Below are 16,588 nucleotides of genomic sequence, written 5' to 3'. Positions count from 1 at the left end.
GATGGAGACTATTGTAACGATAAAGAAGAAAGAAAAGAGAAAAGGAAATTTGACTTCGCCATGGCGACAAGCATTTACTAGAATTAAGAAAAATAAATTAGCACTATTTGGATTTTATACTTTGATTTTTATGTTTGTATTTTGTTTTATTGGACCATTTTTTTCACCATATGTTTCTGGAACAATTCAAGTAACACAAATTAATAAACCACCAAACTTTTCACATTGGCTTGGCACAGATCAATTGGGAAGAGATATTTTAACGAGATTAATGCAAGCTGGCCGGATTTCATTAACAATTGGTTTAGCTTCGATGCTACTATCCGTCATACTCGGTGCATTATTAGGAGCTATCTCTGGTTTTTATCGTGGTATTGTAGATCATATTATTATGCGTATTGCAGACGTGTTAATGTCTATTCCGGGATTACCATTACTTATCATTATGGGTGCTATCTTATCAGAATGGAAACTTCCATCTGAATATCGACTTTATGTTGTTATGATCATGTTAAGTTTGATTGGATGGCCGGGACTTGCACGTCTGGTACGAGGACAAATTTTAACACTTCGAGAACAATCATTTATGCAAGCTGCTGATGTATTAGGATTAAAGGATTACCGGAAGATTGTACATCATTTAATTCCGAATGTATTCCCTTTATTAATTGTTGTGGCAACGTTAGGTGTAGCGGGAGCTATTTTAAGTGAATCAGCATTAAGTTATTTAGGTCTTGGGGTTGTTCCACCTACGCCATCATGGGGAAATATGATTAGTGCAGCAAACTCATTAATTGATTTCCAAAAACGTCCATGGTTATGGATACCGCCTGGTTTTGCGATTTTTATAACAGTTGTATCAATTAACTTACTTGGTGATGCACTTCGTGATGCATTAGATCCAAAAATGAAGCGGTAGGTGAGGAATCATGAGTAAAGCAGTAATAGAACTAAAAGATTTACAAACACACTTTCATACGGAAGAAGGTACAGTAAAAGCTGTGAATCATGTTAGCTTTTCTGTACGAGAAGGTGAAACAGTTTGTGTAGTGGGAGAATCAGGTTGTGGGAAAAGTGTAACGGCTTTATCTATTATGGGACTTATTGCGGAATCTGGCGGCATTGTTGGTGGTGATATTCTTTATGAAGGCCAAAGTCTTTTGGGGATGAAAGAGAAAGAACTCCGAAGTTTAAGAGGAAATGATATCGCGATGATTTTTCAAGAACCAATGACATCTCTTAACCCAGTTTTTACTGTTGGAGAACAAATTGTTGAGACGTTAAGAGAGCATGAGCTCCTTAGTAAAAGTGAAGCATATAAAAAAGCTATTGAATTAATTCGTAAGGTTGGTATTGCACGTTCTGATGAAATTGTTCATTCGTATCCCCATGAGCTAAGCGGTGGGATGTTGCAACGGATCATGATTGCGATTGCACTGAGTTGTAACCCTAAATTACTAATTGCTGATGAGCCCACAACAGCACTAGATGTTACAATTCAGGCACAAATACTAGATTTATTAAGACAGGTAAAAGAAGAATTTAAAACATCTATTTTATTAATTACACATGATTTAGGTGTTGTAGCAGAAATGGCAGATTATGTTGTTGTAATGTATGGTGGCAAAGTCATTGAAGAAGCACCTGTACTGGAGCTATTCCAAAATCCTAAACACCCATATACAAAAGGATTATTAAAATCAAAGCCGGTAATGGGGAAACGAACAGATAAACTTTATTCGATTCCGGGGCAAGTTCCAAACTTAGTTGGTTTAGATGAATTTTGCTACTTTAGCGGTCGCTGTGAACGTTGCATGGATATATGTAAGAATGAGGCGCCAGGCCTTGGAGTGCATGAAGATCATCATAAAGTAGCTTGCTGGTTATATGAGGAGCGTGCAGAGCAATGAGTGAACCTTTATTAGAAGTGAAGAATTTAAAAACGCATTTTCCGATTAAGGGCGGCGTATTTGGTAGAACGATTGGGCATGTAAAAGCAGTAGACGGAGTAAGCTTTACGATTAATAAAGGTGAAGTGTTTGGTCTAGTAGGTGAATCTGGAAGTGGAAAAACGACAATTGGTAAAACTATTCTTCGTCTCGTTCAAAAAACAGAAGGTGAAGTGAAATTTAAAGGGCAAGATGTTCATACGTTATCGAAAGAGGAATTACGAAAGTATCGTCCTAATATGCAACTTGTATTCCAAGACCCGTTTAGTTCATTGAATCCACGGATGAGAATTGGAGAAGCACTTGGTGAACCAATGCTAGCACATGGCTTAGCTACGAAAGAGAATGTTCGTGAAAAAGTGTTAGAAGTATTAGAACTATGTGGTTTAGCACCATATCATATTGATCGTTATCCGCATGAGTTTTCGGGAGGACAACGCCAGCGTATTGTTATTGCAAGGGCGATGGTATTAAATCCAGAATTTATTGTTGCTGATGAACCTGTTGCAGCATTAGATGTATCTATTCAAGCACAAATTATAAACTTGTTCAGTGAATTACAAGAGAAAAAAGGTTTATCCTATTTATTTATTTCACATGATTTAAGTGTTGTCGAACATTTATGTACAAAAATTGGAATTATGTATTTAGGGACAATTGTGGAAACAGCTCCCCGTGACAGGTTGTTTGCAAATCCGCTTCATCCATATACGAAAGCGCTGTTATCAGCTGTACCAATTCCTGATCCCACTGTAAAGCGAGAACGAATTATTTTGCAAGGTGATATTCCAAGTCCAGCGAATCCACCTTCAGGCTGCCGCTTTCATACACGTTGCCCGTTTGCAACGGATATTTGTAAGCAAGCTGTACCAGAATTTCGTGATGTTGGGGAAGGGCATCTCGTTGCTTGTCATCATGTGTAAAAGAAAAAGGGCTCTTTCAAATATGAAAGAGTCCTTTTTTATTTGCTTGAGGATGGTTGTTTTAGTACATACTGTTCAATTGCATGAGCAACACCATGCTCATCATTTGTTAATGTAACAACATCACATAATTTCTTTACATCTTCTTCAGCATTCCCCATAGCAACAGATAGGCCAGCTACCTCTAGCATTGGTACATCGTTAAAGTTGTCTCCAATGGCAATCGTATCTTGAATTGGAATATTGAAATAAGACGCCATTTCTTGTAATCCATTTCCTTTATGACCATACTTGTCCATAATTTCTAAATTTGTCGGAGCTGATGCTGTAACCATAATTTCTTTATCTTCTTGTAAAGACTTTAGTAGTTGTGAGCGATGCTCTGCGGCAAACGTCAAAATAAAGAATTTCGAGATTTCTAACTCTGGATTATTTACGACATCTTCGATTTTTTGGAAATCAGTAATTAAGTTCGCTTTTTTTTGCTTCTCTGTAATTCGTTCCAGTTCTTCAATTGTGACATCAAGTGCATGCTTATTTTCTTCGAATGCATGCATTACTTTTTCATTCCAATTATAAGGAGAATAAACTCCTTTATTTGTGTACAACTTATATGGAAATCCTTCAGATTCTAGTAATTTAGCAAGCTTGTATACTTTAGCATTTTGTAAACAACGTGCGTTAATTACTTTTCCATCAACGTAAACAATTGCCCCATTGCTTGCTCCAACTGGAAGTGATAATTGATACTCTTCCAATAGTTTTAAAGCATCTTCTTTTGCACGACCAGAGCAAATCATTACAACATGACCGGCTGCTTTAGCATCACGAATAGCTTGTAAATTTTCCTTGGAGATTTCAAGATTAGATGATAGTAGTGTACCATCCATATCTAGTGCGATTAATTTCAAACTGACCACCTCTTTGTTTTTTATTATACATAGTTATCTTGAGGAAACATATAAACTTATCTTGGGCTTTATGGAAATGTTAATGAGACAAACTTTAAAATGATTCCGAAAGAGTATGATGAGGGAGCAAAATTGAAAAGGTGATCGTTCTACTACGTTTTATTTCGATTTGCAACCCCAATGTTACATTAATGTTACAAGTGTGTATGTGTTGGAAACCGCTGTATAAAGGGGTTTATAAAAAATTATTAATAATATCGTAAAAAAAATGTAATAAATTTTATGTATTTATATTGCAGTATGAAAAAACTTATGTTACATTAATGTTACAAACGTTACACAAGTTAATTTAATGTAACGTTAAGATAAAAACTATGAATTAATCATTTCTTGGAAATTACATATAAATATCTATTAATAAGGAGAGAGTAAATATGAAAATCGAACAAGTATTACAAGTAACAAAAATGGACTTCTTAGGATCAGCAGGTGGAGCAGCAGTATTAACAGCATTGATCGTACTTCTTTCTAACGTTTTAGTATAATAGAAATTTTGTATAAGCAGTAGGACGGATCGTATCACATAAAAAGAAAGTTATAAGTTGAAGGGAGAATGGGAAGCATGGAAAACAAACAAGTATTACAAGTAACAAAAATGGATTTCTTAGGATCAGCAGGTGGAGCAGCGGTACTAACAGCATTAATCGTACTTCTTTCTAACGTTTTAGTATAATAGAAACTTTGCGCAAGCAGTAGAACGGACAGTACCAAATAAAAATAAAGTTATGAATTGAAGGGAGAATGGGAAGCATGGAAAACAAAGAAGTATTACAACTAACAAAAATGGACTTATTAGGATCAGCAGGAGCAGCAACAGCATTAACAGCATTCATCGTATTTCTTTCAAGTGTATTAGTATAATAGAAGTTTTGTACAAGTAATAGAGCAGAATGAAGATTGCAAAATAAAGCTGAAAGGAGAATGGGGAATATGGAAAACAAAGAAGTATTACAAGTAACAAAAATGGATTTATTAGTATCGGCGAGTGGAGCAGCAGTATTAACAGCGCTCATTGTATTCCTTACAAATGTATTAGTATAATGAATATAGAGAAACAGAATTACCTATATCTTATTAAGACAATTATCCTAAAAAAATAAAGGCCCTAACGTATTATAGATGTTTAATATGTTAGGGTCTTTTTGTTTTTGAGGTAATAAAGAGACATACTACCAGCTTTGATTATGTTGTTTTAAATAGAAAAAAGTCGAATTTTATATGGGAGAAAAAAAGAGGTATTTGACAGAAAAGATAGAAAACTTTAAAAGTCAGAAATTTGTTAGCTTGCTAACTAATTTTTTTATTGGTAGATGGAAGCGTTTTCGGATGGTTCTAAGTATGTAACATTCAATTTATTTACAGGGGGATGAGGAATTTATGAAACAAAAATCTATGGATACGTTAGCTGCACAAATGGAGGATTTCTTTCCGGTACGTGATGTCGATCATTTAGAATTTTATGTAGGAAATGCAAAGCAATCAAGTTATTACCTTGCAAGAGCGTTTGGATTTAAAATTGTTGCCTATTCGGGATTAGAAACAGGGAATCGTGAAAAAGTATCTTATGTTCTCGTGCAAAAAAACATGCGTTTTGTTGTGTCTGGGACTTTAAATAGTGATAGCCGTATTGCAGAATTTGTAAAGATCCATGGTGACGGAGTGAAAGACGTAGCTTTACTTGTTGATGATGTTGAGAAAGCATACTCAGAGGCTGTAAAACGAGGTGCGGTTGCGATTGCTCCACCTGAAGAGTTAACAGATGAACAAGGAACATTAAAAAAAGCAGTAATCGGTACGTATGGCGATACAATCCATACGCTAGTAGAGCGTAAAAATTATAAAGGAACATTTATGCCTGGTTATGAGAAGATTGATTTTGATATTCCGAGTGACGAATCAGGTTTAATTGCTGTAGACCATGTTGTTGGTAACGTTGAAAAAATGGAAGAGTGGGTTAGCTATTACGAAAACGTTATGGGCTTTAAACAAATGATTCATTTTGATGATGATGATATTAGCACGGAGTATTCCGCGCTAATGTCAAAAGTTATGACAAATGGAAGCCGTATTAAGTTTCCAATTAATGAACCGGCAGATGGAAAGCGAAAATCACAAATTCAAGAGTACTTAGAGTTTTATAACGGTGCAGGTGTACAGCATCTTGCATTGTTGACAAATGATATTGTGAAAACGGTTGAAGCGCTTCGTTCAAACGGAGTTGAATTTTTAGATACACCAGATACGTATTATGAAGAGTTAACAGCACGCGTTGGGAAAATCGATGAAGAAATTGATAAGCTAAAAGAGCTTAAGATTCTTGTGGATCGTGATGATGAAGGGTACTTGCTACAAATTTTCACAAAGCCAATTGTAGATCGCCCAACATTATTTATCGAAATTATTCAGCGTAAAGGTTCTCGGGGATTCGGAGAAGGAAACTTTAAAGCTCTATTCGAATCAATTGAAAGAGAGCAAGAACGACGCGGAAATCTATAAAAATTTACTTATCAGTGGGGGCTGTGTCTCCCACTGATTAAAGTTTCATTTTGTATAAATAGTGAGGAGGAAAATTGATGAAATTGATTACATTTCGTCTTCCTTCAGGAGAGATGCGAGCTGGTTGGCTGGAAGGTGACAAAGTAATTGATATGAATATGGCAAGTAATGGCACTCTTCCTTCATCTATGCTTGCTTTTTTAGAGAAAGCAGATGAGTATGTAGAAATAGCCCATGGTATTCGAAAACCAACAAGTGGCATGTACGCTTTGGAAGATGTGCAGCTTTGTGCAGCCATCCCAAACCCAGGTAGTATTCGTGACTTTTATGCATTTGAGCAACATGTCAAAACGGCTCGTGGACGTCGTGGATTAGATGTTGTTCCAGAGTGGTATGATATTCCGGTTTTTTATTTTACAAATCACCGTGCTGTCATCGGGCCAGAAGTTACAGTTTCTTGTCCGAAACAAACTCAAAAGCTTGACTATGAGTTAGAAATCGCTTGTGTTATTGGGAAAGAGGGAAGAAATATTTCGCGTGAACAAGCAGAAGAATATATTTTCGGTTATTGTATTATGAATGACTGGAGCGCAAGAGATTTGCAAGCTGAGGAAATGAAAGTAGGGCTTGGTCCGGCAAAAGGAAAGGACTTTGCTACTTCATTAGGAGCTTATCTTGTTACAAAAGAGGAGTTAGATGTTTATCGCACTGGTGAACGTTATAACTTAGAAATGACTGCCCATGTGAACGGGGAGCTTTTGTCTAAAGGGAATTTCCGAGATATTTACTATACGTTTGCAGAAATGATAGAACGTGCTTCGCAAGATGTTACGTTATATCCAGGAGATGTAATTGGTTCTGGCACGGTTGGCACTGGTTGTATTTTAGAACTTGGTACAGAAAAGTGGTTACAAGATGGTGACGTTGTAGAACTTACGATCACTGGACTAGGTACATTGCGTAACACAGTGAAAAAAGAAACGAAAGCGGGTGATGGGCATGTATTATCGTCACATGGGGGAGCTTCCTCATAAACGACATATACAATTTCGTAAAGAAGATGGATCACTTTATCGTGAACAGGTGATGGGAACGAAAGGTTTCTCTGGTACACAATCTATTTTGTATCATCATTATATGCCAACTGAAGTAGGACATGCTGCGTTAGCGCATTCTTGTCAGTTACAGTATGAAGAAGATGTGGCGCTTGCTCATCGTCATTTTCGCACGAAAGAGAATAGAAAAACTGGAGATGCGCTAAGTGGGAGGAATTTTATATTAGGAAATGAAGATTTATTAATTGGTGTTGTTAATCCGACAGAAAAAATGGATTATTTTTATCGTAATGGTGATGGAGATGAAATGTTATTCGTTCATTATGGAACTGGGAAAATTGAGACAATGTTTGGAACGATTCATTACCGGAAAGGTGATTATGTAACGATTCCAATCGGAACAATTTACCGAGTTATTCCAGATGAAGGAGAGTCTAAGTTCCTTGTTGTAGAAGCGAATAGCCAAATTACAACACCGCGTCGTTATCGTAATGAGTATGGTCAATTATTAGAACATAGCCCTTTCTGTGAAAGAGACATTCGAGGGCCGGAAAAATTAGAGACATATGATGACAAAGGCGAGTTTGTTGTCATGACAAAGTCGAGAGGTTATATGCATAAACATGTTATGGGACATCATCCTTTAGATGTTGTCGGATGGGATGGATATTTATATCCTTGGGTCTTTAATGTAGAAGATTTTGAACCGATTACAGGCCGTATTCATCAGCCACCGCCAGTTCATCAAACTTTTGAAGGTCATAACTTTGTTATTTGTTCTTTTGTGCCGCGTTTATATGATTATCATCCGGAAGCAATTCCAGCACCGTATTATCATAGTAACGTAAATAGTGATGAAGTTCTTTATTATGTAGAAGGGAACTTTATGAGCAGAAAAGGTGTAGAAGAAGGTTCAATTACACTCCATCCGAGTGGTATTCCACATGGGCCGCATCCCGGGAAAACAGAAGCAAGCTTAGGGAAAAAAGAAACAATTGAATTAGCGGTTATGATCGATACGTTCCGTCCGCTCCGTATTGTGAAACAAGCGCATGAAACGGAAGATGAGAAGTATATGTATAGCTGGATTGAAGAAGGTTCATATACTAAATAAAGTGAAACTTCCATCAGGGGAGGCTCACTGCCCGTAAATAGCGAGATAAAAGAAAGAGGCATGCTCATAAAATGATTATGCCTCTTTCTTTGGTTGGAATCGACAATTTATAGAATATCAAAAATAATTATAAAAAGATATAGGGATATAGTTGTATGTATTGTTTGTATATTATTTATCTTTTTATATCGAATTACGAATTTAATATGGTTAAAAACCCAAATGATGGAAATGACTGTGTGTTGATTGCATTTTATTCTACTAGCTGATGAGATGTTTTTCTGCTTATTTCGACAAAAGTATTGACTAAAAAATATGTTATGAGTAAAATAAGAAATAATTAAAATTTTCAGAAAATTAAAATTTAGAGGTGCATGCTATGAAGCAAATTTTTCAAAAAAAGCCGATTGCAAAACTAATGCAAGAAAGTAAACAGAAAACATTAGCTAGAACATTGGGAGCATTGGATTTAACAATGCTTGGAATTGGGGCTATTGTCGGGACAGGTATTTTTGTTCTTACGGGTGTTGTGGCAGCGAAACATTCTGGACCAGCTATCATTTTATCATTTGCTATAGCTGCGTTAGCTTGTGCCTTTGCTGCATTCTGTTATGCAGAATTTGCATCTTCTGTTCCGGTTTCGGGAAGTGTTTACACGTATACGTACGCAACGATGGGAGAGGTATTTGCATTTTTAATTGGATGGGATTTAATGTTGGAATATTTATTAGCAACATCTGCGGTAGCCAATGGATGGTCTGCTTATTTCCAATCTTTGTTAAAAGGTTTTGGGATTCATATTCCGACCATTTTATCTTCTGCTCCTGGAACAGGAAAGGGTGGCCTTATCGATTTACCAGCTGTTATTATCATTTTAATTATGACTGCCCTTTTATCTAGAGGTGTACGTGAAAGTGCTCGCGTAAACAATATTATGGTTTTTATTAAGCTAGCAGTTGTATTACTCTTTATCTTTGCTGGTTTTAATTATGTAAAGCCGGAAAATTGGACGCCGTTCATGCCATTTGGTCTTGATGGTGTAATGGCTGGGGCTGCAACGGTATTCTTTGCATTCATTGGATTTGATGCTGTATCAACGGCAGCGGAGGAGGTAAAACGTCCGCAACGCGATTTACCAATTGGTATTATAGCATCATTACTTATTTGTACGATTCTTTATATCGTTGTTTCACTTATTTTGACAGGAATTGTACCTTATGGTCAGCTGAATATTTCTGATCCTGTAGCTTTCGCACTTCAGTTTATTGGACAAGATGGTTTAGCGGGTGTTATTTCGGTAGGAGCAATTACAGGGATTACAACTGTAATGTTAGTTATGATGTATGGGCAGGTTCGTGTTTCATATGCAATGAGTCGCGATGGGTTATTACCAAAGCGTCTTGCGAAAGTTCATCCGAAATTTAAAACACCGTTTTTAAATACATGGACGACAGGAATTATCGCAGCACTTATTTCGGGGCTTATCGACTTAAATGTATTAGCACACCTTGTAAATATGGGAACATTATCGGCATTTGCTCTTGTAGCAGTTGCGGTTATCGTAATGAGAAAAACACACCCAGATTTACCACGTGTTTTTAAAGTGCCACTTGTACCAGTTTTACCTGCATTAACGGTTATCTTTTGTGTATATTTAATGCTTCAATTATCAGGAACCGCATGGATGAGTTTCGGCATTTGGATGGTGATTGGTGTAGCATTTTACTTCTTATATAGTCGAAAGCATAGTGTTTTAAGTAATAAAAAAGATGAGGAGAATGCAGCGAATTTATAGGGAAAAGATCCGTTCTAAATAGAATAGAACGGATCTTTTATTTTGAAAATTTACATTTTTCTAAAATTAATATAAGATAAGGAGTGGTTGATTAAAGGGGTGTTGTAAATGAAAAAGACATGGCGTGAATTACAAGCAATGGACCGTAATGTGTGGATTCGTTTTATAGGAGAAACACTGAATGGAATTGCAATGATGATGTTAATGCCATTTTTTGCATTGTATTTAAAAGATAAAGTAGATTCTTTATTACAAGTAGGGATTATTATGGCGCTTTCTCCTATTGCGGCAAGCTTTGGTTCGCTTATAGGTGGCCGAATTGCTGATATATATGGTAGAAAACCTATTATGATATTTTCGATGGCAAGTAATGCATTGTTGATGCTCGGTTTTTTATTTATAGAAGGATTTATTCCTTATGCTATTTTGTCTATTTTTTTAGGGTTAAGTAATTCATTATTTCATCCAGCAGCATCGGCGATGGTAGCGGATGTCACAGCGCCTGAAAAGAGGACGGAGGCATACGGTTTATTGCGAATGGGGCATAATATTGGCGCGGCAATCGGACCGATTATGGGTGCTTCTGTAGTTGTACTTTCGAAAAACCTTGTATTTATTATTGCTTCCTCTACAATGCTGCTTTATGCACTTCTTGTGTTAATGCTTATTCAAGAAACGATGCCGAAAACTGCATTGAAAGAGGACGGGAATACGAAAAAGGAAGCAGAATCTGTTTGGAAAGTTGTTTTGAGAGATAAGGTACTTATGATTTATTTATTGGCTGGTATTATTATTTCCATGGGTTTCTCGCAAACAGAAGGCATGCTCCCCCTTCATTTTGATAATGAAATGAAAGAAATCTTTGGGAAAAATAACCCATATCCATATTTAATGGCTTTAAACGGCTTGTTAGTTGTCTTATTCCAATTCCAAATTTCAAAATGGGCAACAGATAAACCAGTTGGAAAGACAATGTTATATGGGGCATGGTTATTTGGAATCGGGCTGTTATTCATCGGTTGGCTTCCAAGGTGGTTTGGTGAATTTGGAACAGAGGGTACGGTTATTTTAATAACATTACTTGTTGTCTATGCGGTATATACGCTAGGTGAAATGATTATGTCTCCTGTACAAATGACATTTGTTGCAAATTTGGCACCAGAGCATTTACGTGGAACATATATGGGGGCGGCAAGTTTGCAGTGGATTACAGGGAATGCGTTCGGCCCGCTTCTTGGCGGACTACTACTTGATCGATCGCTTGGGCATGTATTGTTTACGATTTTAGGAGTGGGGTGTGTAATAGCCGGTCTTGTATATATTTCTTTAGATCACCTTGTAGAACAAAGACAAAAGGGAAATGTGGCGAAACAATCTTCTTAATCAATAGGTGACATACACAAAAAACAGCATTTCTTCATATATATTAGATACATAACTAGATCAAGGGATGACACAGATTTGGTGCAAGAAAAGGATATGAATTTACAATAGCTGTTCGTAAAAATGCAATTGGTGAAACCATTCTGCCATTTATCCCGCTATTTGCGGGCAGTAAGACCCCCGCCTCAAAATTCAGCAAAAGTAAAGAAGTTAGGTGGGGGGAATTGCCCGTAAAAGCCGGATTCGTTCAACTAATAATCAGTGAGGGATGAAGAAAATCCCCACTGATTAAAGTTTCACTTTATGGAAGTTTCATTTTATCGCGCTATTCGAAGGCGGTAAGACTCCTATTGAGAAAAGTTTTACTTTATTTCAAATAGGAACTGCCTATTTTTATAAAAAGTGCTAAAATAGAAAAATGAAAACAATTGGTTAGGGTGATTTCATTGACGAAAATTAAATTAGGTTTATTATATGGTGGGAAATCAGCAGAGCATCAAGTTTCATTACAAACAGCTCTTGCTGCTATTAAAGCATTAAATCAAGAAAAATTCGAGATTCATCCAATTTATATTACAGAGCAAGGCCAATGGATGCGTGGTGAACGCATTGAAGGTGAAGTAACGAGCGTGCAAGCATTGCAAATGAATGGAGAGGAAAATGCAATTTCTCCAGTATCATTAAGTACAGAAATTATACCTTCTTCTTCTAAGCAAGAAGAGGCAATTGATGTTATTTTCCCGCTGTTACATGGACCGAATGGTGAAGATGGAACAGTACAAGGATTATTAGAGTTAATGAATATTCCATACGTTGGTAACGGTGTATTAGCATCAGCTGCTGGTATGGATAAAGTTGTTATGAAAAATATCTTTGCTGAAGCTGGATTGAAACAAGCGAAGTATGCATCTTTCATTCGCAGTGTATGGGAGAAAAATTGCCAAGCAGCTTATGAAAAGGTAGAAGAAGTATTAGGCTACCCATGCTTTGTCAAACCAGCGAACCTTGGATCAAGTGTTGGTATCAATAAATGTAAAGATCGTGAAGAATTAGAAAAAGCATTTGAAGAAGCGTTCCAATTTGACCGCAAAATTATCGTAGAAGAAAATATTGTAGGTCGTGAAGTGGAAGTTGGCGTTTTAGGTAATGATGAGCCAAAATGTTCTGTTATCGGTGAGATTGTACCGAAGAAAGAGTTTTATGATTATAAATCAAAATACATTGATGGCGATACGGCATTAATTATTCCAGCTGAAGTTACAGAAGAAGAGTCAAAGGCGATTCAAAGAGATGCAATTCGTGCATTCCAATCTTTAGATGGTGCTGGATTAACAAGAGCGGATTTCTTCTTAACGAAAGATGGGGAAGTATATATTAATGAAGTAAATACAATGCCAGGATTTACGCCATTTAGTATGTTCCCGCTGCTATGGCAACACACGGATTTGCCATATCCGAAGTTAATTGAAGAATTGATTCGTTTGGCAATTGAGCGTCACGAAGAAAAGCAAAAAATTAAATATACAATCTAACAAAAAAGGGGGAAGCACTATTCAAGAGAATAGTGTTTCTTCTATGTAAGGAGTGGTATGTATGATGAAACGAACGTTAAAACAAGTAGAGCAAATGGTAATGGGTGCAGGCTTAGCGGAAAAATACGTTAATGAAACTGTACAAGGTGTATCTATTGATACAAGAAAAATTACAACAGGAAACTTATACATTCCGATTCAGGGTGATCGCTTTGATGGTCATTCTTTTGTAGAAAAAGCAATTGAAAATGGCGCTGTAGCTACGCTTTGGAAAAAAAATGTGCAAAATCCTCCTGTGAATATACCAGTGATTTTTGTAGAAGATACATTAGAAGCGCTGCAAACATTAGCAAAAAGCTATCGTGATCAGTTAGATGTAAAAGTTATAGGTGTAACAGGAAGTAACGGTAAAACGTCTACGAAAGATATTGTGACAAGCCTCCTTGCAACCAAATTTAAGGTTCAAAAAACAGAGGGGAACTTTAATAACCATATCGGTTTGCCGCTTACTATTTTAAGCCTAGAAGAAAATACAGAAATGGCTGTATTGGAGATGGGAATGTCGAGTCGAGGTGAAATTGAATTTTTATCTAAGTTAGCTCGCCCGAACGCTGCAATCATTACAAATATTGGGGAAGCACATTTGATGGATTTAGGATCTCGCGATGCGATTGCTGAGGCGAAACTTGAAATTGTTACAGGATTACAGGATGGTGGAGTATTTGTATACAATGGTGATGAACCGCTTTTAACAAATCGTGTTCCGAGCATGAACCTAGCTGCGGAGACAATTACATTTGGTGATGCAAGGGCGAATAATTATTATCCAACATCTGTAACGTTGCAGGCGACAGGAACGTACTTTAAGATGAATCAGGATGAGAATGTCGTGTTCTATCTTCCAGTTCTTGGGAAACATAATGTGTATAATACACTTGCATCAATGGCGATTGCGAAATACTTCGGTGTAACGTGGGAAGAAATGAAGCAAGGTTTAGTAACACTTCAAATGACAGGTATGCGAATGGAAATTGTGAAAACAGAAAATGGGTTAACAATTATTAATGACGCATATAATGCAAGTCCAACAGCTATGGAAGCTGCCTTTCATTTAATGAATGGTTTAGACGGATTTTCTAAAAAAATTGTTGTTCTTGGTGATATGCTAGAGCTTGGAGACCAAGAGGTGCAATTTCATTATGAAGTTGGTAAGTTAATTGACCCTGCACGAATCTCCTATGTATTTACGTACGGTAGACTTGGGGCGCAAATTGCTGAAGGAGCAAAAATTAACTTCCCTAATGAACGTGTAAAAGTATATGACAATAAAGAAGAGCTTGTAAAAAATTTACAAGCAATCGTTGATGTGAAAGACGTTGTATTAGTGAAAGCATCTCGCGGAATGAAGTTGGAAGAAGTTATTACGATGTTGAAATAATTGGTGCGTGTAAATAGGGATGATAGATACAAAAATAGTGGAAACTGCTAATAAGCGCTTACAGTAAAAAATAAAAAAATAAAAGTGAAGAAAAAAGCTCTTTATATGAAATAAGGTAACAGTTGGGTTTGCTTTTTGCACATACAAAACTTATAATTGATAAAGTGTAATAACGTTTAGAAGTATTTTCGCGAAGAATATACGCCCGTTTATATACGTGAGCATTCAGGAAAAGGGCTTTTCCGCAAATTCGGAAAACGCCTTTTTTTAAATGATAAGTATAGGATAGAAAAGGAGAAGTAACATTGACAACATTTCGAGAATTAGGATTAAGTGATTCTTTACTGCAATCTGTTGAAAGTATGGGCTTTGAAGAGGCTACGCCAATTCAAGCTGAAACAATTCCACATGCATTGCAAGGTAAAGACATTATTGGGCAAGCACAAACAGGTACAGGGAAAACAGCAGCATTTGGATTACCACTATTAGATAAAGTGGATACACATAAAGAATCAGTTCAAGGTATTGTTATCGCGCCAACGCGTGAATTAGCAATCCAAGTTGGAGAAGAACTTTACAAAATTGGTAAACATAAACGTGTTCGTATTTTACCAATCTATGGTGGCCAAGATATTAACCGCCAAATTCGTGCTCTAAAAAAACACCCACACATTATTGTTGGTACGCCGGGTCGTATTTTAGATCATATTAACCGTAAAACACTTCGTCTACAAAACGTAGAAACTGTTGTTCTTGACGAAGCAGATGAAATGTTAAACATGGGCTTCATTGAAGATATTGAAGCAATTTTAACAGATGTGCCAGAAACACATCAAACATTATTATTCTCAGCAACAATGCCAGACCCAATCCGTCGTATTGCTGAGCGTTTCATGACTGAGCCTCAACACATTAAAGTAAAAGCAAAAGAAGTAACAATGCCAAACATTCAGCAGTTCTATTTAGAAGTGCAAGAAAAGAAAAAGTTTGACGTGTTAACACGCTTATTAGATATTCAATCTCCAGAGCTTGCGATTGTATTTGGTCGCACAAAGCGTCGTGTGGATGAGTTATCAGAAGCTTTAAACTTACGCGGTTATGCAGCAGAAGGTATTCATGGTGATTTAACACAAGCGAAACGTATGTCTGTATTGCGTAAATTTAAAGAAGGTTCTATTGAAGTTCTTGTTGCAACAGACGTTGCGGCGCGTGGTCTTGATATTTCAGGTGTAACACACGTATATAACTTCGATATTCCACAAGATCCAGAATCATATGTTCACCGTATTGGTCGTACTGGCCGTGCTGGTAAAAAAGGTATTGCAATGCTATTTGTAACGCCACGTGAATCAGGACAATTAAAAAATATCGAACAGACAACAAAACGCAAAATTGACCGTATGAATGCACCGACACTTGACGAAGCATTAGAAGGTCAACAACGTTTAATCGCAGAAAAACTTCAAAGCACAATTGAAAGTGATAACTTAGCATACTACAAACGTATTGCAGAAGAAATGTTAGAAGAAAATGATTCTGTAACTGTTGTAGCAGCTGCTTTAAAAATGATGACAAAAGAGCCAGATACAACACCGATTGCTTTAACATCAGAGCCACCAGTTGTTTCAAGAGGTTCTAAAAAGCGCGGTGGTAACGGAAATGGATACCGTGATGGTAACCGTAACCGTAGTCGCGATGGACGCGGTGGAGATGGTCGTAATCGTGATCGCAACCGTGATGGTCGCAATCGTGACGGTAACCGTGATGGTAATCGTGATGGTAATCGTGATGGTAATCGTAACCGTGGTCGTAAAGGTGAAGGTCAGGGGCGCCCAGGATCTTCAAATGGACGCGGCGAAAGAAAACATCATAGCCGTAAGCCACAAGCTTAATAAAAAAGAGGATGACCAAAAGGTCATCCTCTTTTTTATT

At 36.9% G+C, this 16,588-nt stretch carries 16 protein-coding genes; 15 read left to right on the top strand and 1 reads right to left on the bottom strand.

The window, feature by feature from the left end:
- Nucleotide 1: 1 nt before the first annotated feature.
- The 3 genes from opp4C to MHH71_RS14745 are packed head-to-tail and all read left to right on the top strand — an operon-like array spanning nt 2 to nt 2,872.
- Nucleotides 2-919, top strand: a complete 918-nt coding sequence (opp4C, locus tag MHH71_RS14755) for an oligopeptide ABC transporter permease (RefSeq protein WP_006093146.1) — start codon at nt 2-4, stop codon at nt 917-919.
- A 10-nt stretch (nt 920-929) separates the two neighbouring features.
- Nucleotides 930-1,910, top strand: coding sequence for an ABC transporter ATP-binding protein (locus tag MHH71_RS14750; RefSeq protein ID WP_006093147.1), 981 nt, complete (start codon nt 930-932; stop codon nt 1,908-1,910).
- Nucleotides 1,907-2,872 (top strand): ABC transporter ATP-binding protein, encoded by a 966-nt coding sequence (locus tag MHH71_RS14745; protein ID WP_033798560.1) that lies wholly within the window; start codon nt 1,907-1,909, stop codon nt 2,870-2,872. The genes MHH71_RS14750 and MHH71_RS14745 overlap by 4 nt, the downstream gene beginning before the upstream one ends.
- Before the next feature lie 38 nt (nt 2,873-2,910).
- On the opposite strand, the gene MHH71_RS14740 is transcribed toward MHH71_RS14745, so the two are convergent.
- A complete protein-coding gene (locus tag MHH71_RS14740) occupies nt 2,911-3,783 on the bottom strand; it encodes a Cof-type HAD-IIB family hydrolase (RefSeq protein WP_033798561.1) in 873 nt (290 codons plus the stop codon).
- A 434-nt stretch (nt 3,784-4,217) separates the two neighbouring features.
- Here MHH71_RS14740 and MHH71_RS14735 point away from each other — a divergent pair, with 434 nt between their 5' ends.
- The 12 genes from MHH71_RS14735 (at nt 4,218) to MHH71_RS14680 (ending at nt 16,548) form a co-directional block, all read left to right on the top strand.
- Nucleotides 4,218-4,328 (top strand): DUF3948 family protein, encoded by a 111-nt coding sequence (locus MHH71_RS14735; RefSeq protein ID WP_018782013.1) that lies wholly within the window; start codon nt 4,218-4,220, stop codon nt 4,326-4,328.
- Nucleotides 4,329-4,405: 77 nt separating this feature from the next.
- A complete protein-coding gene (locus MHH71_RS14730) occupies nt 4,406-4,516 on the top strand; it encodes a DUF3948 family protein (protein WP_018782014.1) in 111 nt (36 codons plus the stop codon).
- Nucleotides 4,517-4,593: 77 nt separating this feature from the next.
- The gene (locus MHH71_RS14725; RefSeq protein WP_033797748.1) at nt 4,594-4,704 is read left to right on the top strand and encodes a DUF3948 family protein; all 111 of its coding nucleotides are present in this window, start codon (nt 4,594-4,596) and stop codon (nt 4,702-4,704) included.
- A gap of 69 nt (nt 4,705-4,773) precedes the next feature.
- Nucleotides 4,774-4,884: a DUF3948 family protein gene (locus MHH71_RS14720; protein WP_016117023.1), complete on the top strand. Its 111-nt coding sequence runs from the start codon at nt 4,774-4,776 to the stop codon at nt 4,882-4,884.
- Nucleotides 4,885-5,220: 336 nt separating this feature from the next.
- Complete coding sequence (hppD, locus tag MHH71_RS14715; RefSeq protein ID WP_003205593.1) at nt 5,221-6,339, top strand: 4-hydroxyphenylpyruvate dioxygenase; 1,119 nt, start codon at nt 5,221-5,223, stop codon at nt 6,337-6,339.
- Nucleotides 6,340-6,416: 77 nt separating this feature from the next.
- A complete protein-coding gene (locus MHH71_RS14710) occupies nt 6,417-7,373 on the top strand; it encodes a fumarylacetoacetate hydrolase family protein (protein WP_006093151.1) in 957 nt (318 codons plus the stop codon).
- Nucleotides 7,339-8,508, top strand: a complete 1,170-nt coding sequence (locus MHH71_RS14705; RefSeq protein WP_033798562.1) for a homogentisate 1,2-dioxygenase — start codon at nt 7,339-7,341, stop codon at nt 8,506-8,508. Before MHH71_RS14710 ends, MHH71_RS14705 begins: the two co-directional genes overlap by 35 nt.
- Before the next feature lie 379 nt (nt 8,509-8,887).
- Nucleotides 8,888-10,303, top strand: coding sequence for an amino acid permease (locus MHH71_RS14700; protein WP_018767131.1), 1,416 nt, complete (start codon nt 8,888-8,890; stop codon nt 10,301-10,303).
- 108 nt (nt 10,304-10,411) lie between these two features.
- Entirely contained in the window at nt 10,412-11,686 is a 1,275-nt protein-coding gene (locus tag MHH71_RS14695) for an MDR family MFS transporter (protein WP_006093154.1), read from the top strand.
- 446 nt (nt 11,687-12,132) lie between these two features.
- Complete coding sequence (locus MHH71_RS14690) at nt 12,133-13,218, top strand: D-alanine--D-alanine ligase (protein WP_018767130.1); 1,086 nt, start codon at nt 12,133-12,135, stop codon at nt 13,216-13,218.
- 61 nt (nt 13,219-13,279) lie between these two features.
- Complete coding sequence (locus MHH71_RS14685; RefSeq protein ID WP_006093155.1) at nt 13,280-14,656, top strand: UDP-N-acetylmuramoyl-tripeptide--D-alanyl-D-alanine ligase; 1,377 nt, start codon at nt 13,280-13,282, stop codon at nt 14,654-14,656.
- A 305-nt stretch (nt 14,657-14,961) separates the two neighbouring features.
- Nucleotides 14,962-16,548 carry a DEAD/DEAH box helicase gene (locus tag MHH71_RS14680; protein ID WP_006093156.1) on the top strand — a complete coding sequence of 529 codons (1,587 nt, stop codon included), beginning with the start codon at nt 14,962-14,964 and terminating at the stop codon, nt 16,546-16,548.
- Nucleotides 16,549-16,588: the final 40 nt, after the last annotated feature.

Origin of the sequence: Bacillus sp. FSL H8-0534, from assembly GCF_038005885.1 — a bacterium.
Taxonomy (GTDB): domain Bacteria; phylum Bacillota; class Bacilli; order Bacillales; family Bacillaceae_G; genus Bacillus_A; species Bacillus_A pseudomycoides.
This window is presented reverse-complemented; position numbering and strand designations above follow the sequence as displayed.

Excerpts from the sequence above, each read along its gene's own strand:
- MHH71_RS14730 (WP_018782014.1), top strand. The coding sequence starts at position 4,406 with ATGGAAAACAAACAAGTATTACAAGTAACAAAAATGGATTTCTTAGGA.
- hppD (WP_003205593.1), top strand. The coding sequence starts at position 5,221 with ATGAAACAAAAATCTATGGATACGTTAGCTGCACAAATGGAGGATTTC.
- MHH71_RS14695 (WP_006093154.1), top strand. The coding sequence starts at position 10,412 with ATGAAAAAGACATGGCGTGAATTACAAGCAATGGACCGTAATGTGTGG.
- MHH71_RS14750 (WP_006093147.1), top strand. The coding sequence starts at position 930 with ATGAGTAAAGCAGTAATAGAACTAAAAGATTTACAAACACACTTTCAT.
- MHH71_RS14705 (WP_033798562.1), top strand. The coding sequence starts at position 7,339 with ATGTATTATCGTCACATGGGGGAGCTTCCTCATAAACGACATATACAA.
- MHH71_RS14700 (WP_018767131.1), top strand. The coding sequence starts at position 8,888 with ATGAAGCAAATTTTTCAAAAAAAGCCGATTGCAAAACTAATGCAAGAA.
- MHH71_RS14720 (WP_016117023.1), top strand. The coding sequence starts at position 4,774 with ATGGAAAACAAAGAAGTATTACAAGTAACAAAAATGGATTTATTAGTA.
- opp4C (WP_006093146.1), top strand. The coding sequence starts at position 2 with ATGGAGACTATTGTAACGATAAAGAAGAAAGAAAAGAGAAAAGGAAAT.
- MHH71_RS14745 (WP_033798560.1), top strand. The coding sequence starts at position 1,907 with ATGAGTGAACCTTTATTAGAAGTGAAGAATTTAAAAACGCATTTTCCG.
- MHH71_RS14710 (WP_006093151.1), top strand. The coding sequence starts at position 6,417 with ATGAAATTGATTACATTTCGTCTTCCTTCAGGAGAGATGCGAGCTGGT.
- MHH71_RS14725 (WP_033797748.1), top strand. The coding sequence starts at position 4,594 with ATGGAAAACAAAGAAGTATTACAACTAACAAAAATGGACTTATTAGGA.
- MHH71_RS14735 (WP_018782013.1), top strand. The coding sequence starts at position 4,218 with ATGAAAATCGAACAAGTATTACAAGTAACAAAAATGGACTTCTTAGGA.
- MHH71_RS14685 (WP_006093155.1), top strand. The coding sequence starts at position 13,280 with ATGATGAAACGAACGTTAAAACAAGTAGAGCAAATGGTAATGGGTGCA.